This is a genomic window from Photobacterium indicum, from assembly GCF_003026215.1.
Lineage (GTDB): Bacteria > Pseudomonadota > Gammaproteobacteria > Enterobacterales > Vibrionaceae > Photobacterium > Photobacterium indicum.
This window is the reverse complement of sequence record NZ_PYOC01000008.1, coordinates 89,634-110,976: the sequence shown is the minus strand read 5'-3', so window position 1 is coordinate 110,976 and position 21,343 is coordinate 89,634. Positions and strand designations below refer to the sequence as shown.

Here is a 21,343-nt window from a genome sequence, read left to right as displayed (position 1 = left end):
TTAGGCGCTGCGTGCTTCATTAACAGAAAGCTTAATTAACTCGATAAAGTGGTCAAACAATGGTGCTGCATCTGTTGGGCCAGGGCTCGCTTCAGGGTGTCCCTGGAAGCTGAATGCTGGCTTATCTGTACGGTGGATACCTTGAAGAGAACCATCGAACAGTGATTTGTGCGTTGCACGTAGCGTATCTGGCAATGTTGCTTCGTCAGCAGCAAAACCGTGGTTCTGGCTAGTGATCATTACCACATCACGGTCGATATCTTTTACCGGGTGGTTAGCACCGTGGTGACCAAACTTCATCTTTACTGTCTTCGCACCACTTGCCAGAGCAAGGATTTGGTGACCAAGGCAGATACCAAAAATCGGCAAACCTTTATCAAGGAATGTTTTCGTCGCTTCAATCGCATACATACATGGTTCAGGGTCACCAGGGCCATTCGACAAGAATACGCCGTCTGGGTTCATCGCAAGAACGTCTTCTGCCGACGTTTGAGCAGGCACAACCGTTAAGCGACAACCACGGTCAACTAACATTCGTAAGATATTACGCTTAGCACCGAAATCATAAGCAACAACATGGTATGGCAGTTCACTGTCATCTTTTGCCTCAGGCAAACCATCAAGCAATGTCCATGAACCTTGCTTCCACTGGTATGTTTCAGCCGTTGTTACCACTTTCGCAAGATCCATCCCTTTCAAGCCCGGGAATTCTTTTGCTTTTTCTAATGCCAATGCTTCATCAAGGTTATCACCCGCCATAATGCAGCCATTCTGAGCGCCTTTCTCACGAAGAATACGCGTTAGCTTTCGCGTATCAATCTCGGCAATACCGACAATGTTTTGTGATTTAAGGTAATCAGAAAGGGAAAGTTCATTACGGAAGTTTGAAGCGAGGAGAGGTAGATCACGAATTACCAAGCCTTGCGCATGGATTGAAGTAGATTCTTCGTCTTCGGAATTGGTTCCGGTGTTGCCAATATGGGGATAGGTAAGCGTTACAATCTGTTGGGAATAAGAAGGGTCAGTGAGAATTTCCTGATACCCCGTCATCGAGGTGTTAAAAACAACTTCACCAATGGCCGAACCATCTGCCCCAATGGATATACCACGGAACACAGTCCCATCTTCAAGGACTAACAGCGCAGATTTGCTCAAGACAACCTCCAAAAAATAAAAATGCAATTAAAACAGATAAACTTGCAACTACCCATTCCATACAAAGTCGAAACCCAAGTCAAACTGAATTTTGACAAATTCCGCGCATTCTATGGATCACTGCTCAAACTGTCAAGAATCAATCCAAAATAAGTGTAAAATATATCGACTTTAGAGAGAAAACGCAGCCAAACGATAGAAACCGTAAGATTTACGATGAAATTCAGGGCTTATTTTATGAGCAAGTCACACTTTATCGTTTGCGCAACCAAAGATAAATCATAAAACAATTAACATGCGAAGCAAACGATCAGCTATTACGAGTTTAGCCTTACTAACGGAGGGTTTATGTGAATTACGCCCATAAAGCGAAACTATTCACACAAAAGTAAGCAATTGTTAATAACAAAATGAGGCGAGAGGGAAGTGGGTATAAAAATCACTGTTTATGCACCAAAATAAACATGATGCATAAACATTCACGAAATGCCTTTAGGGAATAATGCAAGTTTCAGGCTAACGCTTAAAGGTCATCAAGCCCAAGTACATCTTGCATGGTATAAAAGCCCGATTGATTATCTGCAAGCCATACCGCAGCACGTACCGCCCCATTTGCAAAGGTCATACGATCGGTGGCTTTGTGCGTAATTTCAACTCGCTCACCAATATCAGCAAACATAGCGGTATGCTCACCCACAATATCGCCAGCACGAATGGTTGCAAAGCCAATTTCATCGCGTGTGCGTTCACCTGTAATACCTTCACGAGCATATACAGCAACATCACTCAACTTATTGCCCATTGCACCCGCAATCGCTTCACCCATACCAATGGCAGTTCCTGATGGTGCATCTACCTTATGGCGATGGTGTGCTTCGATAATCTCGATATCGGTATAATCACCCATGACTTTCGCCGCTTTTTCTAACAACTTGAAGACGAGATTAACGCCCACACTGTAGTTAGGCGCCATCACAATCGCGATGTCTTTGGCTGCTAAATCGATAAGCGCGCGTTCTTCCTCTGAAAAACCCGTTGTTCCAATAACAATTTTCTTACCATATTGCTTACACAGCTCAATATTCGCCAATGTCGCCACGGGTGCAGTGAAATCAATCAACACATCAAAATCGTTAGCTGCCTTCGCAAGATCATCTACAATCGCAATGCTTACATTACCAATACCAGCCAACTCACCCGCATCGACCCCAATGAGCGTTGATTCAGAACGTTCAGTCGCAACACCTAATGCTGCTTTTTCAGAGTTTACCGTTGCTTTCAATAACTGACGGCCCATACGCCCTGCCGCACCTGCAATCGCAATTCTAACCATTGCGTTTATTCTCCCTGGATAAATGATGTCATCAATCATTTCAATGTAACGTGTTGAGACCATGAAATCTATATACAAAAAAGCCCCGACTTTCGTCAGGGCTCTTAATTAGTGTAAGAAAATTTAGATATTCTTTACTTGCAGCTCTCGCGGTACTTCAAAGAACATATTTTCTTCTCGTCCACTCAGCTCTTCAACATCACCACCAATCAGTGCCTGAATACGAACAATAATCTGATTAACAAGATCTTCTGGTGCTGATGCCCCTGCCGTCACACCGACTTTGGTTTTACCTTCAAACCAAACTGGTTGAACATCTTCAGGGCAATCAGTTAAAAAGCCCGGCGTACCGAGTTTTTCTGATAATTCACGTAAACGGTTAGAGTTTGATGAGTTCTTTGAACCCACCACTATCATAACATCAACACTTTCAGCCATTTCACGCACTGCATCTTGGCGATTTTGAGTGGCATAACAAATGTCATCTTTACGTGGACCTTGAATCTCAGGGAAAACCAGACGTAATTTATCGATCACACCTGCCGTTTCATCAACTGACAGCGTAGTTTGGCTTACGTAATGCAGGTTACTTGGATCTTTCACTTGAAGCTTTTCAACATCGTCAGGCTTTTCGACCAAGTACATGCCACCCGCTTCGCTCGCATACTGCCCCATTGTGCCTTCCACTTCTGGGTGACCAGCGTGACCAATAAGTACCACTTCCATACCGCGGCGACTTGCACGTGCGACTTCCATATGAACTTTCGTTACCAATGGGCAAGTTGCATCAAAAACCGTTAATTGACGCTCTTTCGCTTCATTTCTTACCGCTTGAGAAACACCATGAGCTGAGAAAATCACAATATTGTCATCAGGTACTTCGCTGAGTTCTTCGACAAAAATAGCACCACGCTGTTTTAGTCCTTCAACAACGAAACGATTGTGAACAACTTCATGGCGTACGTAAATCGGCGGTTGATACATTTCTAACGCACGTTCTACAATGCTAATCGCACGGTCGACACCGGCACAAAAACCGCGTGGGTTTGCTAATAAGATTTTCATTTCAAACAGCTCTTAATCTTGGATTTCGACAACTTCTACTTCAAAAGTAACACGCTGCCCAGCAAGAGGGTGATTAAAGTCGACGGTAACTGAATCACCAACGACACTGGTTATAATTCCGGGTATATCATGTCCGTCGGGACCGGCAAAACCGATAATCGTCCCAACTTCTGCAGGTGTATCTGCACTGAACTTACTTAAGTCTACATGATGAATATTATCAGGGTTAGATAAGCCAAATGCATCTGCAGGTTCTAGCTCAAACTGACTTTTCTCACCAGTAGATAGACCCAGTAAACATTTTTCAAAATTTTCTGTCAGGCTACCATCACCCATACGAAACTTGGCGGGCTTGCCCATCGCTTGCGTTGAGTCAGCTACAGAACCATCTTCTAATTTAATGGCGAAGTGCATTAGCACCTCACTTTTTTCCATTATTACCGACATGTAAACATCCTAGTAGAAAGAGGTAAATTTATAGAGCATTCAAGAAACATGCGTATTTTGTTTTTGTCTTTTTGGGTACGATGCTCTAAATGCTCGCCCCTTTTTACAACAAAGCGCCGTCCGTATCAACGGACAGCGCTTAAGGTTATTACATAACTCTGATTTTCAGTGGTTAACTGGCCGTTTCTTTCTTATCAGCCATAAAGCCTTCAATAATGATTAGTGCAGCACCGATACAAATAGCGGTATCTGCAATATTGAATGCCGGCCAATGATACGTTCCTGCATAAAAATCAAGAAAATCAACCACAAAACCATGATACAAACGGTCAAACAAATTACCGAGAGCACCACCAATGATCAATGCATAAGCACCATTTGCCAATCTATTTTGGAGTGGCGTACGACGCATCCAAAAAGCGAGCAAACCAGACACACCTAATGCAATCGCAGCAAATAGCCAACGCTGCCAACCACCAGCATCATTTAAAAAACTAAATGCAGCACCGTAGTTATGTACATAAAGCAAATTAAAAAATGGCAGAATTTCAATACGGTTGGGCCAACCGTAATCCATGGTATTCATAACCAAGAATTTACTGCCAATATCAATGATGAACACCAGAACCGCTAGCAATAGCCAGCGAATTCCAGATTGTTTAAGCGTTAGCCCTTGCTTAGACGATTGCTGTGTCATTAGGCAAACTTACGCTCTTCGCCTTCACCGCTAATGTTAGTCACACAACGACCACATACCTCTTCGTGACCTTCGATAGTGCCAACATCAGCAACATGGTGCCAACAACGATCACACTTCGCCGCTTCAGATGCGTTAACGGTCACGAATAGACCTTCAACGTCAGTCTCTTGCGCACCTGCAGGCATGCTGTCTGCGATAGCAACAGCCGCTTTCGAAGTTAACAATACAAAACGTAGTTCATCTTCAAGCGTATTCAGTTTTGCTGCTAATGCTTCATTTGCATGCAAAGTAATTTCTGCTTGCAAAGAACCACCAATCACTTTGTCTTTACGCGCAAGTTCAAGCAGTTTGTTTACCGCACCACGAACTTGTTGAATTTCAGCCCAGAATTCATCATTCAGTACTTCGTCGTCTGCAAGACCAAATAAACCTTCGAACCATTCGCCAGTAAAGACGAACTTATCACGCTGCTCATCATTACCTTGAGAAGCTGGCATTTCGTTCCAGATTTCATCAGCAGTGAACGACATAATCGGTGCCATCCAGCGAACCAATGCTTCAACAATGTAGTAAAGCGCAGTTTGACAGCTACGTTGTGCGTGGCCACCTTGCTTCGCAGTGTACTGACGGTCTTTGATTACATCTAAGTAGAAAGAACCCATCTCAACAGAACAGAATTGCATCAAACGCTGCGTTACACCGTGTAGGTTGTATTCGTCATACGCTTTAATGATTTCTTCTTGTGCTTCCATTGCACGACCAACAGCCCAACGATCCAATGCCACCATATCTTCTGGTGCAACTAAATCTGTTTCTGGATTGAAGCCATTTAGGTTAGCTAAGAAGAAACGAGCAGTGTTACGAATACGACGGTACGCATCAGCAGAACGCTTTAAGATTTCATCAGAAACCGCAACTTCACCAGTGTAATCCGTTGACGCAACCCATAGGCGCAAGATATCAGCACCCAGCTTATTCGTTACATCTTTTGGTGCAACAACGTTACCAACAGATTTAGACATCTTACGACCTTGGCCATCAACCACGAAACCGTGTGTCAATACTTGGTTGTAAGGTGCTTTACCTTTCATTGCTACCGATGAAATCAATGAAGATTGGAACCAACCACGGTGTTGATCTGAACCTTCTAGGTATAGATCAGCAGAGTTGCCGTTATATTCTTCACGGCTATCTACAACAGAGAAGTGCGTAACACCAGAATCGAACCATACGTCTAGTGTATCGAGTACTTTCTCGTAATTAGCCGCATCAGCTTCGCCCATTAACTCTGCAGGATCGAGATCCCACCATGCTTGAATACCTTTCTGCTCGACAAGCTGTGCTACTTTTTCAATCAGTGCGCGCGTATCAGGGTGAAGCTCTTGTGTTTCTTTATGAACGAACAGGGCAATAGGTACACCCCAAGTACGTTGACGAGAGATACACCATTCAGGGCGACCTTCAACCATACCTTCGATACGGCTTTGACCCCACTCAGGTAACCACTGAACGCTCTTGATTTCACCTAATGCTTTAGTGCGAAGGCCTGCTTTGTCCATTGAAATGAACCACTGCGGCGTCGCACGGAAGATAATAGGTGTTTTGTGGCGCCAGCAATGTGGGTAGCTGTGCTCATAAGCATGATGGTGTAATAACGCACCGTGCTCTTTTAATGTTTCAACAACAACATCGTTAGCTTTAAATACGTGTTGACCAGCAAACAGCTCTGTATCAGGTAAGTAAACGCCGTTACTTCCCACTGGGTTCGCGATTTCAAGGCCGTACTTTTGACCAACAACGAAGTCTTCTTGACCATGACCAGGGGCTGTGTGTACACAACCAGTACCTGATTCAGTCGTAACGTGATCACCAAGAACGATTGGCACATCAAAGCTGTAGAATGGGTGATTGAAGCGCATTAGCTCCAAATCTGCACCTTTACAGAAGCCAAGATTATGGAAATGTTCGATACCCGCACGATCCATTACATCTTTTGCTAGCTCAGCAGCAACGATTAAACGGTATGCCGCTTTATCATTTGCAGCATCAGCTTCAACTTGAACCATTACATATTCAAGATCATCACGAACAGCAACAGCACGGTTAGCTGGCATTGTCCAAGGTGTGGTTGTCCAGATAACGACAGACACATCACCTTGACCTTCGTGACCTTCTGCACAGTTAAATTTAGCGACAACACCCGCTTCATCAACGGCTTTAAATTTAACGTCGATAGAAGGTGATACTTTATCTTGGTATTCAACTTCAGCTTCAGCCAATGCAGAACCACAATCAGTACACCAGTGAACAGGCTTAAAACCTTTCAATAGGTGATCGTTTTCTGCAACTTTGCCCAAAGAACGAATAATGTTCGCTTCTGTTGCAAAGTCCATTGTGCGGTAAGGCTTATCCCACTGACCTAGTACACCTAGGCGAATGAAACTTTCTTTTTGACCTTCAACTTGACCCGCTGCGTATTCACGGCATTTTTGGCGGAATTCAGCTGCTGTTAGTTTACGTCCTGGCTTGCCCCACTTTTTTTCTACCATCAATTCGATAGGTAGACCGTGGCAATCCCAACCGGGAATGTAAGGGGCATCAAAGCCAGAAAGTGTCTTTGACTTAATAATAATGTCTTTAAGAATTTTATTTAGCGCGTGACCAATGTGAATATCACCGTTGGCGTAAGGAGGGCCATCGTGCAATATGAAGGATTTTTTTCCCTTCTTAGCTTTACGGATTTCACCGTAAAGATCTTCATCATCCCAACGTTTTAGCATTACTGGCTCACGTTGTGCCAGGTTGCCTCGCATCGGAAACCCTGTTTCAGGTAAGTTCAGGGTATCTTTATAGTCACTCATTGATTCTCGATTCCGTTACTTGGGCGAAGTTGGACATTATTACGCTCAGACAGCCACACCCGTGCCGTTTGAGCATCACGCTCGATTTGTGCTTTTAGCGCATCGAATGATTCGAATTTTATTTCATTACGTAACTTATGGTGTAGCACTACCTCTATCTGACAACCGTATAAATCCGATTGAAAATCAAAGAGGTGAACTTCTAATTGCTGACGTACACCATTGACTGTTGGTCGATGACCAACATTGGCAACACCCAGTAAAGGTGCGCCATCAACACCGAACACCTCAACCGCATACACACCAGACACGGGTGATACTCGGCGTTTTAAAGGGACATTCGCTGTTGGAAAACCAATTGTTCGACCAAGTTTTCGGCCATGGGATACTCGCCCACTGATACTATATGAACGGCCTAACATTGAGGCCGCCAACGGTAATTGATCATTCACTAACGCATGGCGAATAGCGGTACTACTGACGCGCTGTTCTAACATACAAAAACTTTGAGTACTTACAACGACAAAACCGAACTCTTGTCCGGCAGCTTCAAGCATTTCAAAATTTCCGCGTCGACCTTTACCAAAACGAAAGTCATCACCCACTACCAGAAATTTAACACCCAATTGCTCTACCAACAAGCGACGAACAAAATCTTCTGCCGACATATTGGCAAACTGAGCATTAAAGTTGACGCAGAGCAAACGTTCGACGCCCGTTTTTTTCAGTTGTGTGTACTTATCACGAAAGCGAGTTAAACGAGCTGGGGCATTATCTGCCGCAAATAATTCAAGCGGCTGGGGCTCAAAAGTCATCACCGTTGCCGGTAAGCCTAATGATTGCGCTTTTGTAATCACTTGGCGTAATACCGCCTGATGCCCTAAATGAACACCATCAAAATTACCAATCGTCAACACGCAATCGTGATGCCTTGGTTTAATGTTATGTATGCCTCGAATTAATTCCATGCGTCGCTTTTATTATTCGCAATGTGAAAAACTGACGGATTATATACTACTAAAGGCAGTCTATCAGCTATCAGTACGAAGATGATGAGGTCGAATGCCTAAAATCATCACAGAAATAAGATACACAAATGCACCAACTGCAATCAACCCCCCTAACCATGTAGCACGATTAAGTGTTGACCATTCGCTCCATAAATCGATATTCGGCATTAACCACAATAGAGAAGCGACCATAGCTGCGCCAGCAATCACAAGTCTTAACACGAAGAATAAGGTCTTTTTCGTGATGCGGTAAACATTGGCAATGTGTAAGCCTCGATATAGCAGCCCTGCGTTAATCAAAGCAGATAAAGCGGTTGCCATCGCCAAGCCAACATAGCTAAAGAAATATGCAAAAATAGCATTGAAAAACATATTCGATACCATAGCAATAATGCCATAACGTACAGGTGTTTTCGTATCTTGGCGGGCGTAATAACCAGGGGCGAAAATTTTAATCAACATAAAATTCAGTAGGCCAGCAGATAAAGCCCACAAAGACATCGCAGCTTGATTAACATCATACAGCGAGAACTCACCACGCATAAACAATACCATCAACATCGGTTTTGCAAGCACTAGCATCCCCAGCATGGCAGGAATGCCCAGAAGCAATACCATGCGTACTCCCCAATCCATGGTTTCCGCAAACTGCTTGCCTTGTTGGTCTGCATGTTTTCTTGATAACGCCGGAAGAATAACCGTGGCAATGGCAATACCAAATAATCCTAATGGAAATTCTAATAAACGGTCAGAGTAATACAGCCAGCTAATGGATCCTGTCATAAGGAAACTGGCAATAAATGTATCAAGCAGTAAGTTTATCTGACTAACAGACACTCCAAAAATAGCTGGCAACATCAATTTTCGGATTTTTGTTACGCCCGGATCATTCCAGCCCCATTGTGGTCTTACTAACAATCCCGCTTTTGCCAAAAAGGGCAACTGAAAAACAAACTGTATAAAACCACCCAGGAACACACCGATGGCTAAACCAATTTCTGGTTGCTCTAAATTCGGAGAGATCAACCAAGCACAGCCAATGATAGCGATATTCAAAAATACAGGCGTAAAAGAAGAAACAGCAAATTTTCCAATGGTATTAAGAATTGCCCCAGATAACGCAACAAAAGTAATAAACCACAAATAAGGAAAAGTGATCTTCAGTAACAGGCTGGCTAATTCAAACTTTCCAGCATCAGGTCCGCCATTCAACCAATCAATGAACCATCCAGCGCCAAACATGGCCGTTACGGCCCCTGAACATAAAACACCCACTAAAGTGACAAGGGTAACGATAACGCCAAGTGTGCCTGACGCTTTAGCAATCAGCTGCCGAGTCTTGTCAAGATCACCAGATGAGTGATATTCAGTCAATACCGGAACAAAAGCTTGAGAAAAAGCACCTTCGGCAAAAAGGCGACGTAAAAAGTTAGGAATCTTGTTGGCAAAGAAGAATACATCGGCCGCAGCCCCTGCTCCCATAAGGTTTGCCACGACAACATCTCGCACTAAACCGAGCACTCGGGAGATCAAAGTCATGGCGCTAACTATCAGTCCAGAGCGTAAAAGACGCTTACTCACAAAAAAAACCTCATAAAGATGGCTCAGAAAGGTTACTTCCAGACCAAATGCTGGTAAAATCTGCCGCCATATTAACCGTGTTATTCCGCAAGTGCCAACTAGATTGGCTTGGCGGATATTCACACAAATCATTTGACAAGTTTTGGTTAAGCAGGCATAGTCCTCGCCCTAAAATTGTCACCGTACCAAGATTTGGGAGTTACACCCTTGGCGAATATCAAATCTGCTAAGAAACGTGCTATTACTTCAGAAAAACGTCGTCAGCATAACGCTAGCCGTCGTTCTATGATGCGCACTTTCTTCAAAAAAGTTATTACTGCTATTGAAGCTGGCGAAAAAGAGAATGCAACTAAAGCATTCGCTGAAATGCAACCTGTTCTAGATCGCATGGCTACTAAAGGCCTGATCCACAAGAACAAAGCTGCACGTCAAAAAGCACGTCTAACTGCTAAAATCAAAGCTCTTTAATTTAAAGAGTTGCGAATTAGCATAAAAAAAACCGGCTTATGCCGGTTTTTTTTTATCTATTGAAAAATAATTATTAATTTACATAATGAATAACATGGGTTTGCTTACTGATTAGCCACAATACATACCATGTAAAAGCTTTATCATCGCTCTAACTTCGTCACTTTTTAAACGATAGTACACCGTTTGCGCTTCTTTACGTGTATCAACTAACCCATCGCGCCTTAACCATGCCAAATGTTGAGATAATGCAGACTGGCTCAAGCCAAGTTTCTCACTCATCATCCCTACCGACATTTCTTCTTCTAGTAAATAACAAAGAATAAATAAACGTCGCTCATTGGCCATGGCTTTCAGCAACACTACAGCTTTGGGCGCATTTTGCTCCATCTGTTGCAGATCCATACTCTAACCGCCAATTAATTTAAGTTATTGCTAATATACTTAACTTTTATAGGGTTTACTAGTTTCACACCCATAAAAGACATTACTTTGCGTAACGTTATTTAAACAATTTACTAAAATCTGCTTCGCATATTTTTTTAACTGCTGGATGCATAATCATTCGTTCAGCAAAAATTACGTAATATTCTTCTTTTATGTCTTTCACTCGCTTCAATTCGCGAATGGTATTCGACTCTTCAATTTCTTCTGCATAAATCGATGGTGCGACAAACATTGAGCGGTGATATGAACCAAAGGCTTTCATTAATGCGGCATCATCAAACTCACCCAGTATATTAGGAGTTATGCCCTGCTGATCAAACCATTGATGTAATTTTCTCCCCATGGCAGTTCGACGACCTGGAACCAAAAGTTTATAATCTTCAATACAGGCAGGGAAATCGACAGGTTTAGCTGGAACAGAACAGAAGAAGCTCATACTCGACTCCCCTAATTTCTTACTGTAAAGCCCTGGGCTCTTTCCTGAATCTACAGGGCAGTCAGATAGGATCATATCCAGTTTATGCTGTGACAACTGTTCTAGGAGCATTTCATGGGTGGATTCATAACAACGTAATTGGATTCGTTCATCATCAGGTACGCCTTCCAGCAATACTTTACTGACTAACCGTTTTGATAAAGCATCAGCAACCCCAACTTCGAGTAATAGATTCTCTCGCTGAGTGTAGTTAACGATATCGAGCATTTCGTAGCTCAAATCAAACATTTTATCGGCATATTTAAAAACAAGCTGCCCCAATTCTGTCGGTTCAATATTACGGCCAACACGCTTGGTTAGTTTGCCTTTTAAGCGTTCTTCTAACGCTCTTATCTGCCCTGTCACCGTTTGAGGTGCTAGAAATAAGGCATCTGCCGCTTTGGTAACAGAGCCCTGTTTGCATACCATCCAGAAGTAATACAGATGGTTATAATTGAGATGAGACATCCTGCTACTCATAAATAAAAAAAACCCCAGATACTCAGCTTACGCTGCACATCTTGGGGCTTCAATATTTATTACAATTCAATCAGAAAATTCGTTACAAATTACTCACCTGAACGTTTTTCTTTTCTGTTTGTACTGTTTTACGGTAACGCTCTCCTACACGTTGTTCTAATGCACGAGAGCGAAAGGAATCTTCCAGTTCACCCACTTCAGCTATATCTACATTCTCTTTACCATGACTAATACCTGCAAAGTAAGCCTGACAGATTTCAGTCTGAATATTATCAATACAGCCGTCATAATCAGAACCAGCAAAGGCTGATGATGAAGCTAGAATTACAACGCTTAGAAGATAACGTTTCATTTTATGCCTCCGTTTTAGGCAAAGTCCGACTCAATAAGAAGTAACCCACAACAGCAGCAACTGTTGAACCCATTAATATACCTAGACGTGAATAGGTATTGAAATCAGCAGGGGCACCTACAAATGCCAATGACGATATAAAGATCGACATCGTAAAGCCGATACCACACAACACTGATACAGCAAAGATATGCTTCAGATTAATACCATCAGGTAATGTGGCTAACCCCATTTTAACTGCGATATAGCTTGCTGTGAAAATACCCAATGGCTTACCAAGGAATAGTCCAGCAGCAATACCTAACGGCAGCATGCCTGTAACACTTTCTAGCGATACGCCATCTAAAGAGATGCCAGCATTCGCAAATGCAAATAACGGTAGAATTAAGAAAGCGACATAAGGATGCAAAACATGCTCTAGGTGCTTCAGAGGTGAATGCTTATCAGAACGCCCGTCTTTACCGGTTAGTGGAATAGCAAAACCAAGTACTACACCCGCCAGTGTTGCGTGTATGCCTGACTTCAACACACTAAACCACAGTATTGCCCCCACAATTAAGTACAGAGACGTCTTGGTAACATTCTTCGCATTCATCGCGAACAACGTTGCAGTTGCAGCAAATGCAACGGCAAGTGCCAATGTTGATAAATCACTGCTGTAAAACAGAGCAATAATCACAATAACGCCCAGGTCATCGATAATAGCCAGCGCTAATAAAAATACTTTCAAGCTAACAGGTACACGATTACCCAGTAACGCCATTACACCCAATGCAAAAGCAATATCGGTTGCAGCAGGAATAGCCCAACCTTGAAGCGCAATAGGATCTGCAAAGTTAAACGCTACATAAACTAATGCTGGCGCAACCATGCCCCCCACTGCAGCAATAGCAGGGAAAATAGCTTTCTCTTTTGTATTTAGCGCACCTTCAATCAACTCTCTTTTTACTTCAAGTCCAATTAACATGAAGAAAATAGCCATCAGGCCATCATTAATCCAATGCTCAACAGATAAACCCGCGATATATGAACTCAATGTACCGCTGTATAGAGATTGTAATGGGGAGTTTGCAATAACCATTGCTACTGCTGCGGCAATAATGAGAATGATACCGCCCGCAGACTCTAATTTTAAAAACTTACGTATAGCATCGGTCATTGACCGTGACTCCTTAAAACAAAACAAAAAATATTACGATTTGTAAATTTAGTGTAGCTGTCACACTTACTATCTGTGAAATCGTTTGTTCAGCGTTAATTGCTCGGCAAAACCGAGCAATTAACGATTTAACCGAGAAATATCCGCACAATTGAATAAATAGTGATGTTCACTGTCATATAAAACACTGGATAATCGCCATGAAAATGAAAATTATCACTATTTTTTTCAGTATTTTTAGCATAGTAAACTTAAATTAAAAAAAACGATACAAACAGAAATAAAAAGAAACAAAACAACAGCTTAAGTTACAATTTAAATTAAAAGCTAAATTTTCACCACCCAATCCCCTTCACAAATTAAGCACAAAATCGCTTTATGACAGTCAGTGTCATATTTCTGAAATATTACAGAATTACCATCGCCTCAGATTTCAACAAAATGAAACCCAAACGACATACTACTGTCATGGAGATATGATTATGAATACCCAAGCCACTACTGCTGAAACAACAAGCAGCTCTATGCGTTGGGTCCGCTGGGCAAACCTAGCGTTCATGCTTTACGTTTTACTTGTTGCCGTATCAATGGTGAGCAGCGGCTTTAAATGGTCGGTCGGTGAACAAGCTAAAACGCTATTTGAATTTGCATCGCACCCTGTAGCAGGCCTAATGATTGGCTTGATTGCAACAGCTCTTATTCAATCTTCAAGTACAGTAACTTCAATTATTGTTGGCTTAGTTGCAGGCGGACTCCCCGTAGAGACTGCCATTCCAATGGTGATGGGTGCAAATATCGGTACAACACTAACCAATACAATCGTTAGTCTTGGTCATGCGCGTTGTAAAGAAGAATTCCGTCGTGCATTTGCGAGTGCAACCGTACATGACATCTTTAACTTACTTGCCGTTGCTATTTTTCTTCCTTTAGAAATGATGTTTGGTTTACTGGATAAAATCTCTCAGTGGTTGGTATCGCCAATGTTGGAGGCTGGCGACATGAGCATGAAAGGCTTGAATTTTATGAAGCCATTAACTCAACCAGCAGTCGACATTGTAAAAGGGCCACTAGAAACATTTGGTAACGTCGGTGGTATTGCTCTTATCTTCATCGGTATTACTTTAATTTTTATGGCTATCACCACAATGGGCAAGTTAATGCGTAGCCTAATGGTTGGGCGTGCGCGTGATATTCTAAAAAGTGCCATTGGTCGCGGTCCTCTACACGGTATTGCTTCTGGTACCGTTGTCACCATCCTTGTTCAATCATCTTCAACCACGACAAGTTTGATGGTACCACTAGTAGGCACTGGCGTATTAAAAGTGCGTGATGTTTACCCGTTTACGTTAGGTGCTAACATCGGCACATGTATTACAGCACTACTGGCTGCAACGGCAATCTCTGGTGAGTACGCGGTATTTGCTCTACAGATTGCACTTGTACACTTAGTCTTTAATCTACTGGCGACAATTGTTATCTTCGGTATTCCGATGCTACGAGAATTACCATTGAAAGGTGCATTCTTCTTAGGTGAATTAGCAACAAAGAGTAAAGCGGCAGTGGCTGGTTATATTGCCTTTATCTTCTTGGTTCTTCCTGGTTCTATCTTAGCGTTTACCGCCTAATAGCTTATGTTCTGGTATATCGTTTATTTGATAATACCAACGTAAAAAAAGCCCCGCATTGGTTATCAATGCGGGGCTTTTTGCTGATCTTTACATTCCGATTTATCGTGAAGAATACGCTTACACTTTTAAACCGAAAATGGATACTTTATCGCTTCATGGTGCTCGTAGCCAATCACTTCGAAATCATCCATTGTTACCCAAGTTTCCAAATCTTCAAGGCTTTTAATCTTTGGGTTGATGATAAGTTTAGGTGAAGCAAAAGGGGTACGCGTTAATTGCACATCACGCAGCAAAGGCAACTGATCTTCATAGATATGTGCATTAATAATCTTGTGATAAGCCTGACCAGGCTTCTTGCCAGTAATCTGAGCCATTAGTGCCAGCAGTGTATAGACCTGAACTTGGTTAAAATTGAGCCCTAGTGGCACGTCACATGAACGCTGGTAGCTTGTTAGGTGTAAGGTGTCACCAAGCAATGAAAATGTGTGTGTATGCATACAAGGACGCAAACACCCCATATCAAACTCACCTGGATTATAAAACGTCAGGATTTCACCACGGTCATCAATACCTTCAGACAGGTTATCAACAATTTTTCGCAACTGATCGATGGTACTACCATCTGGTTTCTGCCAACTACGGCCTTGAACGCCGTACACCCGCCCCATGTCATCTTCACCTTTACGGTGCGGATTATTCAGCCAAGCCAAATTATCATTCGCATTCATGTCCCACGTTTTTGTTCCCAAGGCACGAAAATCAGCGGCATTGTCATAACCACGGATATAACCAAGCAACTCAGCAATAGCGGATTTCCAGAAGCTTTTACGAGTGGTTATAAGCGGAAACTGATTATTAGCCACATCAAACGTTAAATCGGCATTAACAACGGTAAGGCACCGCTTATTGGTGCGTTTATTTTCAATCCAAACGCCGTCGTCAACAATACGCTGACAGAGTTCTAAATACTGTTTCATCGTTTTACTCGCTATTAGCCCGCTTCATTCACAAGTGCTCTTGTGTTCGATAGTAAGAAGTTTACCAGTTACCCATTACGCGCGACAGGGAGTGAAATCAAAAAAAAGGCAGCACCGTAAGATGCAGCCTTTGTTTGTATGTATTAAAACGGGCGCCGTTTATGCCGTTTTAGGCTGTGCCTTGTAGGCCCATAGCATCAGTAATGCACCAAAAACAATCATTGGTGAAGATAATATTTGCCCCATACTAATCCAATCACCAAACAAACCTAACTGAGCATCGGGTTCACGGAAGTATTCAATAATAAAGCGGAAACTACCGTAACCAATTAGGAATAGGCCCGATACTGCCCCTGCTGGGCGTGGCTTACGAATGAAAATATTTAAGATAATAAGTAGCACGAACCCTTCAAGGAATGCTTCATAGAGTTGCGATGGGTGACGAGGAAAAGGACCACCAGTAGGGAATATCATTGCCCATGGCACATCGGTTACTCGTCCCCACAATTCACCATTCATAAAGTTACCTAAGCGCCCCATACCTAAACCAAATGGTACAAGCGGTGCAATAAAGTCGGCAACAGAAAAGAAAGTGCGTTTATTACGATGGCCATACCAAAGCATCGCAGTCATTACACCAAGTAAACCACCATGGAACGACATACCGCCAGTCCATACTTGGAATAAATACAATGGATTATCGAGGAATAGTCCAAAGTTATAAAACAGCACATAGCCAATACGACCACCTAGCACTACACCTAGAAAGCCCGCGAATAACAAGTCACTCACTTGATCGCGAGTCCATCCACTGTTTGGTTTGTCTGCTCGGCGGTTCGCTAACCACATGGCAAAAAGGAAGCCCACTAAATACATCAAGCCATACCAGCGAATCGCCAGAGGACCAAGTTGGATTAAAACTGGATCAATTGTCGGAAAGGTTAAAAAGCCTTGGCTCATTAAAATAATCTCTTCAAAGGGTAACAATCTAAATAGGAAGACAGGTTAAAACGCGTGTTTCTCGTTCTTTCCATTTATCCCAAAAACATTTTACTGCCAATAAATAACAGAAAAACGGCAAATATTTTCTTTAATGTCATTGTTGGTAAGCGACTGACTAATGCAGCGCCATAGCGAGTGGTAATCACAGAGGTCGATACAATACCAACCAATGCCGGTAGATAGACATAACCAATACTCATAGGTGGCAAAGCTGCTTCATTCAAGCCTGAAAAAATAAAGCCAACCATTCCAGCAACCGCAATAATGGCACCTGATAACGATGCACACCCTATTGCTCGTCGCATCTCAACACCGTGCCAATTTAAGTATGGCACCGTTAACGAACCGCCCCCAATACCAGCAAGACTTGAAATTACCCCAATCACCCCACCACTACAAGCACAAGCAACAGAGCTAGGAATAGGACGCTGGTTTGTCATTCGCATTGATAGCAACATTTGTAGCGCTAGCAATAAAACGATAGTGGCAAAAATTTTGGGTAATAACTCGGTCGGCACCATTTCAGCAATAACGCTTCCACCTAACCCACCAAGCACAATCCCCGGAGCCATTGATTTTACGATTGAAAAATCAATATTACCCCGTTTAATGTGATTACGCGCTGAAGCGCCAGACGTCAAAACAATGCTGGCTAATGAGGTTGCCAGTGCCATATGCATCACTAAACTGTTGTCTATACCCGCAAGCGGCAATAGCCAAACTAATGCAGGCACAACTAGCAATCCCCCACCAATACCTAATAAGCCCGCAAACAGCCCAACAACAGACCCCAACAACAAACACATGGCAAATAACCATAACGTGCCTTCTAACATCTAGTAACCTCTTTTATGCCTAGCACGCTTATTATTTACCCGCACGGATAAAGCCACCTAATCCACGATCTTCAACAAATTTTGTTGTCATCGTTCGTACATCAACAGATAACGCAGAGCCTAAAGCAAACTTCGCTAACGACTCCATTTCTTGTACTGTTATATGACGTAATATGTACTTTATTTTCGCTACATTGCGGGTATTCATACTCAATGAACGGTATCCCATCCCTACCAGCAACAATGCCCCCACAGGGTCACCAGCCAGTTCTCCACATAAGCAAACAGGAATATCCATTTGCTTTCCCGCATCAATAATATGCTTTAACGCATTTAAAACTGCAGGGTGTAATGCATCATAGACATTCGCAACCCGTGCATTGTTCCGATCAACGGCTAATAAATATTGTGTTAGATCGTTACTGCCGACCGAAATAAAGTCGACTCGCCCTTTCAGTATCGGTAATTGATACAAAATAGAAGGCACTTCAATCATGATACCAATGCGTGGTCGTTGTAGTTCAAACCCTTGCTCTTTCGCTTGCAGAGACACTTCATCAAATGCACGATCAATCAGCACTTTCGCATCGTCTAACTCGGCAATCCCAGAAATCATCGGCAACAATATATCCATGTTATTCAAACCAATACTGGCTTTTAACATGGCACGTACTTGAATAAGAAAGATTTCAGGATGATCCAATGTGAAGCGAATTCCTCGCCATCCCAGAAAAGGATTATCTTCTTCAATCGTCAGATAAGGTAACGGCTTATCACCACCAATATCCAGTGTACGCATGACGACAGATTTATCAGGATACGTGGCTAAAATAGAATGATATTGCGCTGTTTGTTCTTCTTCTGATGGGAAGCTTCGTTGCAGTAGAAAAGGGACTTCCGTTCGGTATAAGCCAACACCATCCACTCCTCGATTGACGGCAATATTGGTATCGGCACTCAAGCCTGCATTCAAATGAATGTAGATTCGCTCATTATCTTTCGTGTATGACGCTTTGCCTAGCTCTCCCTCAACGGTCTTAGTGAGCTCATTTTCTTCATCAAGTAGACGTCGATATTCAGCCAATACATGTACGTTAGGATTAATAAGAAGGTCGCCGCTATAGCCATCAACGATCACTTCACACTGATGTACCTTTTCTGGAATAAAGTCGACCCCCATAATCGCAGGAATGCCCAAGGCGCGAGATAAAATAGCGGCATGGGAGTTTGATGCGCCTTCCTGTGCAACGACGCCAGCTAACATACCAGGCGGAATCGCTGCTAACATTGCCGCCGTTAATTCTCTCGTTAATAGAACGACGGGTTTATCCCATTGATACTCGGTTGATTCTTCATTGTGGAGAAAAAATAATAGTCGCTGACCTAACTCGCGAATATCTTGAGCTCGCTCTTTTAAGTATTCATCTTTCATGTTGGCAAAGCGCGATGAATACGCTTCAACTACCTGCCGGATTGCCCACTCGGCTTTATCGCCACTTGCTATCTTGGCAAACAGATCTTTACGTAGCATAGGATCATTTAATAAGTGATTAAACAAATCAAAAATCGCTAAGGTTTCTTTTTGTAGTTCACTATCAAACCGTTTTCTTAAGCGGCGGAACTCTGTACTCGCCAAGTCAATAGCAATACTTAATCGCTCTTGTTCTTCATTACGATCTAAACACGATGCAGGGAGTACATGCTCCAACAAGGGTTGGGTGTCATCCCACCATGCTGTCGCCACAGCAACACCAGGCGAAGCTGGCGCCCCCACTAAATGCATTCCATCATGTTGATCTGGCCACATACCTTGGGCTTTTGCATGTGCAAAAACAACCGCTAGCTGTGCAGCCAGTGTGACCATAAAAGATTCTTCGCTTTCATCAAATTCACGTCGTTGACGCTGCTGAATAACCAACACGCCCAAAACCTTACGCTGATGAATAATCGGTGTACCGAAGAAAGAGCCAAATGACTCTTCTCCGATATCAGGAAGGTGCTTAAAATGTGGGTGGGTACTTGCATCGGCGACATTTATTGGCTCAGCTCTGCTGCCAACTAACCCCACTAATCCCTCGCTAAAGCCTAAGCCAACTTGGTGATGAGGTTTCGTTAACCCCTGAGTCGCCATCAAGGTATATTCTTGCCTGTCATAATCAGCAATATACACAGAGCAACACTCAGTATTCATTGCTTTACATGTATTAATAACAAGCTGATCAAGCGCTTCAATTAAGCTTTGAGCGCTTGCGACTTTCTCAACGATCTCTCTAAGCTGTATCAGCATAGTTAGTAGCCTTACCTGCTATACCATTAAGGATGGTTCCGATTTACCCTCGTTTGCTTTTGTAACGTTTTAATTTTCTTTCTTTCCGTTCTTTAAACGGCATCGCTATTGCGGCAAACTCTTTTAACGCTCGACGGTAAACATCGCGCTTAAAAGAAACAACTTGTCTCACCGGATACCAATAACTGACCCAACGCCAGCCATCAAATTCCGGTGTACTACCGCGCTGCATATTAACCCTTGACTCATCGCATTCCAGACTGAGCAAAAACCATTTCTGTTTTTGCCCGATACAAACAGGTTTGGAATCCCACCTTACAAGACGCTTCGGTAACTTATACCGTAGCCAATGACGGCTAGAAGCTAAAATCCTGACATCTTTCTTGGTAAGTCCCACTTCCTCATACAATTCCCGGTACATCGCTTGTTCAGGCGTTTCTCCCTCATCGATGCCACCTTGTGGAAACTGCCAAGAATGTTGTCCATATCGTCGAGCCCAGAATACTTGGCCATGGCTATTACAGATAACTATCCCTACATTAGGGCGGTATCCATCGCCATCTATCACTGGACGACCTCAAGTATAAATATCTATTAACAGTGATTTTTTCACAGATCGAGGGGGAGGGTAAACAAACATTCCCGTTTATGAACGTTTTTTACTACTCAGCCCCCACTTTATGGATAACTTTTCGACAGTGAGTACTTTATGAACAGGCTAATGAGACCTACACCACATTTATTCACTCTTTCTGTGGATAGATTTGTGCAGAAGCATTAATAAACGCTTGTTTCATCACTTACCTAAAGAATAGGCATATAATTACACAATAGAAACCAACAAGATAAACATTTAATTATCAACAATATAAATAATTAGATGTGTTAATAAAAACGTTCATCATGTGATCTTTATAACTAGGAAAACAAGATCGGTTAAAGATCCACCAATTCCAACTTTATCCACACTATAAATGCATACAAGCTAAAATAACCAATTAAAAACCGTCTAAATAACCAACAAACACCTGTTTACTTATACAGTCTCAATAAAATAAAAATATTTGCTCCATTTGCCTG

19 protein-coding genes are annotated in these 21,343 nt (G+C 42.6%); 2 read left to right on the top strand and 17 right to left on the bottom strand.

All coding sequences use genetic code 11. From position 1 onward, the window contains the following. The 8 genes from carA to murJ form a co-directional block, all read right to left on the bottom strand. Window positions 1–1,155, bottom strand: a complete 1,155-nt coding sequence (gene carA / locus C9J47_RS19130) for a glutamine-hydrolyzing carbamoyl-phosphate synthase small subunit (protein ID WP_107254925.1) — start codon at window positions 1,153–1,155, stop codon at window positions 1–3. 523 nt (window positions 1,156–1,678) lie between these two features. Continuing rightward, on the bottom strand, window positions 1,679–2,488 hold the full coding sequence (gene dapB, locus C9J47_RS19125) for a 4-hydroxy-tetrahydrodipicolinate reductase (RefSeq protein ID WP_107254924.1): 810 nt from the start codon (window positions 2,486–2,488) through the stop codon (window positions 1,679–1,681). Between the two features lie 123 nt (window positions 2,489–2,611). Further along, entirely contained in the window at window positions 2,612–3,553 is a 942-nt protein-coding gene (gene ispH, locus C9J47_RS19120; RefSeq protein ID WP_107254923.1) for a 4-hydroxy-3-methylbut-2-enyl diphosphate reductase, read from the bottom strand. Between the two features lie 12 nt (window positions 3,554–3,565). Next, entirely contained in the window at window positions 3,566–4,000 is a 435-nt protein-coding gene (gene fkpB, locus C9J47_RS19115; protein WP_107254922.1) for an FKBP-type peptidyl-prolyl cis-trans isomerase, read from the bottom strand. Window positions 4,001–4,172: 172 nt separating this feature from the next. Next, entirely contained in the window at window positions 4,173–4,697 is a 525-nt protein-coding gene (gene lspA, locus C9J47_RS19110) for a signal peptidase II (RefSeq protein WP_107254921.1), read from the bottom strand. Next, window positions 4,697–7,561, bottom strand: coding sequence for an isoleucine--tRNA ligase (gene ileS / locus C9J47_RS19105; RefSeq protein ID WP_107254920.1), 2,865 nt, complete (start codon window positions 7,559–7,561; stop codon window positions 4,697–4,699). The genes lspA and ileS overlap by 1 nt, the downstream gene beginning before the upstream one ends. Continuing rightward, the gene (gene ribF, locus C9J47_RS19100; RefSeq protein ID WP_107254919.1) at window positions 7,558–8,529 is read right to left on the bottom strand and encodes a bifunctional riboflavin kinase/FAD synthetase; all 972 of its coding nucleotides are present in this window, start codon (window positions 8,527–8,529) and stop codon (window positions 7,558–7,560) included. Before ribF ends, ileS begins: the two co-directional genes overlap by 4 nt. 63 nt (window positions 8,530–8,592) lie before the next feature. Next, window positions 8,593–10,152 (bottom strand): murein biosynthesis integral membrane protein MurJ, encoded by a 1,560-nt coding sequence (gene murJ, locus C9J47_RS19095; RefSeq protein WP_107254918.1) that lies wholly within the window; start codon window positions 10,150–10,152, stop codon window positions 8,593–8,595. Window positions 10,153–10,359: 207 nt separating this feature from the next. On the opposite strand from murJ, the gene rpsT reads away from it, so the two are divergent. Continuing rightward, complete coding sequence (gene rpsT, locus C9J47_RS19090; RefSeq protein ID WP_107254917.1) at window positions 10,360–10,620, top strand: 30S ribosomal protein S20; 261 nt, start codon at window positions 10,360–10,362, stop codon at window positions 10,618–10,620. Between the two features lie 111 nt (window positions 10,621–10,731). On the opposite strand, the gene C9J47_RS19085 is transcribed toward rpsT, so the two are convergent. From C9J47_RS19085 to nhaA, 4 genes are all read right to left on the bottom strand, one after another. After that, the gene (locus C9J47_RS19085) at window positions 10,732–11,025 is read right to left on the bottom strand and encodes an ArsR/SmtB family transcription factor (protein WP_006230668.1); all 294 of its coding nucleotides are present in this window, start codon (window positions 11,023–11,025) and stop codon (window positions 10,732–10,734) included. 97 nt (window positions 11,026–11,122) lie between these two features. Beyond that, complete coding sequence (gene nhaR, locus C9J47_RS19080; RefSeq protein ID WP_107243845.1) at window positions 11,123–12,010, bottom strand: transcriptional activator NhaR; 888 nt, start codon at window positions 12,008–12,010, stop codon at window positions 11,123–11,125. A gap of 94 nt (window positions 12,011–12,104) precedes the next feature. Then, complete coding sequence (locus C9J47_RS19075; RefSeq protein WP_011217358.1) at window positions 12,105–12,374, bottom strand: hypothetical protein; 270 nt, start codon at window positions 12,372–12,374, stop codon at window positions 12,105–12,107. 1 nt (window position 12,375) lies between these two features. Further along, window positions 12,376–13,533, bottom strand: coding sequence for a Na+/H+ antiporter NhaA (gene nhaA / locus C9J47_RS19070; protein WP_107254916.1), 1,158 nt, complete (start codon window positions 13,531–13,533; stop codon window positions 12,376–12,378). 482 nt (window positions 13,534–14,015) lie between these two features. On the opposite strand from nhaA, the gene C9J47_RS19065 reads away from it, so the two are divergent. Next, on the top strand, window positions 14,016–15,158 hold the full coding sequence (locus C9J47_RS19065; RefSeq protein ID WP_107254915.1) for a Na/Pi symporter: 1,143 nt from the start codon (window positions 14,016–14,018) through the stop codon (window positions 15,156–15,158). A 128-nt stretch (window positions 15,159–15,286) separates the two neighbouring features. On the opposite strand, the gene C9J47_RS19060 is transcribed toward C9J47_RS19065, so the two are convergent. The 5 genes from C9J47_RS19060 to rppH form a co-directional block, all read right to left on the bottom strand. Beyond that, a complete protein-coding gene (locus C9J47_RS19060) occupies window positions 15,287–16,138 on the bottom strand; it encodes a thymidylate synthase (protein ID WP_107254914.1) in 852 nt (283 codons plus the stop codon). Between the two features lie 159 nt (window positions 16,139–16,297). After that, window positions 16,298–17,098: a prolipoprotein diacylglyceryl transferase gene (gene lgt, locus C9J47_RS19055; RefSeq protein WP_107254913.1), complete on the bottom strand. Its 801-nt coding sequence runs from the start codon at window positions 17,096–17,098 to the stop codon at window positions 16,298–16,300. Between the two features lie 74 nt (window positions 17,099–17,172). After that, a complete protein-coding gene (locus C9J47_RS19050; protein WP_107254912.1) occupies window positions 17,173–17,976 on the bottom strand; it encodes a sulfite exporter TauE/SafE family protein in 804 nt (267 codons plus the stop codon). Window positions 17,977–18,007: 31 nt separating this feature from the next. Continuing rightward, entirely contained in the window at window positions 18,008–20,263 is a 2,256-nt protein-coding gene (gene ptsP / locus C9J47_RS19045) for a phosphoenolpyruvate--protein phosphotransferase (RefSeq protein WP_107254911.1), read from the bottom strand. A gap of 43 nt (window positions 20,264–20,306) precedes the next feature. Further along, on the bottom strand, window positions 20,307–20,831 hold the full coding sequence (gene rppH / locus C9J47_RS19040; RefSeq protein WP_011217351.1) for an RNA pyrophosphohydrolase: 525 nt from the start codon (window positions 20,829–20,831) through the stop codon (window positions 20,307–20,309). Window positions 20,832–21,343 lie beyond the last annotated feature (512 nt).

Excerpts from the sequence above, each read along its gene's own strand:
- nhaA (WP_107254916.1), bottom strand. The coding sequence starts at position 13,533 with ATGACCGATGCTATACGTAAGTTTTTAAAATTAGAGTCTGCGGGCGGT.
- nhaR (WP_107243845.1), bottom strand. The coding sequence starts at position 12,010 with ATGTCTCATCTCAATTATAACCATCTGTATTACTTCTGGATGGTATGC.
- lgt (WP_107254913.1), bottom strand. The coding sequence starts at position 17,098 with ATGAGCCAAGGCTTTTTAACCTTTCCGACAATTGATCCAGTTTTAATC.
- ispH (WP_107254923.1), bottom strand. The coding sequence starts at position 3,553 with ATGAAAATCTTATTAGCAAACCCACGCGGTTTTTGTGCCGGTGTCGAC.
- C9J47_RS19075 (WP_011217358.1), bottom strand. The coding sequence starts at position 12,374 with ATGAAACGTTATCTTCTAAGCGTTGTAATTCTAGCTTCATCATCAGCC.
- dapB (WP_107254924.1), bottom strand. The coding sequence starts at position 2,488 with ATGGTTAGAATTGCGATTGCAGGTGCGGCAGGGCGTATGGGCCGTCAG.
- C9J47_RS19060 (WP_107254914.1), bottom strand. The coding sequence starts at position 16,138 with ATGAAACAGTATTTAGAACTCTGTCAGCGTATTGTTGACGACGGCGTT.
- fkpB (WP_107254922.1), bottom strand. The coding sequence starts at position 4,000 with ATGTCGGTAATAATGGAAAAAAGTGAGGTGCTAATGCACTTCGCCATT.
- ileS (WP_107254920.1), bottom strand. The coding sequence starts at position 7,561 with ATGAGTGACTATAAAGATACCCTGAACTTACCTGAAACAGGGTTTCCG.
- lspA (WP_107254921.1), bottom strand. The coding sequence starts at position 4,697 with ATGACACAGCAATCGTCTAAGCAAGGGCTAACGCTTAAACAATCTGGA.
- ribF (WP_107254919.1), bottom strand. The coding sequence starts at position 8,529 with ATGGAATTAATTCGAGGCATACATAACATTAAACCAAGGCATCACGAT.
- C9J47_RS19085 (WP_006230668.1), bottom strand. The coding sequence starts at position 11,025 with ATGGATCTGCAACAGATGGAGCAAAATGCGCCCAAAGCTGTAGTGTTG.
- C9J47_RS19065 (WP_107254915.1), top strand. The coding sequence starts at position 14,016 with ATGAATACCCAAGCCACTACTGCTGAAACAACAAGCAGCTCTATGCGT.
- C9J47_RS19050 (WP_107254912.1), bottom strand. The coding sequence starts at position 17,976 with ATGTTAGAAGGCACGTTATGGTTATTTGCCATGTGTTTGTTGTTGGGG.
- ptsP (WP_107254911.1), bottom strand. The coding sequence starts at position 20,263 with ATGCTGATACAGCTTAGAGAGATCGTTGAGAAAGTCGCAAGCGCTCAA.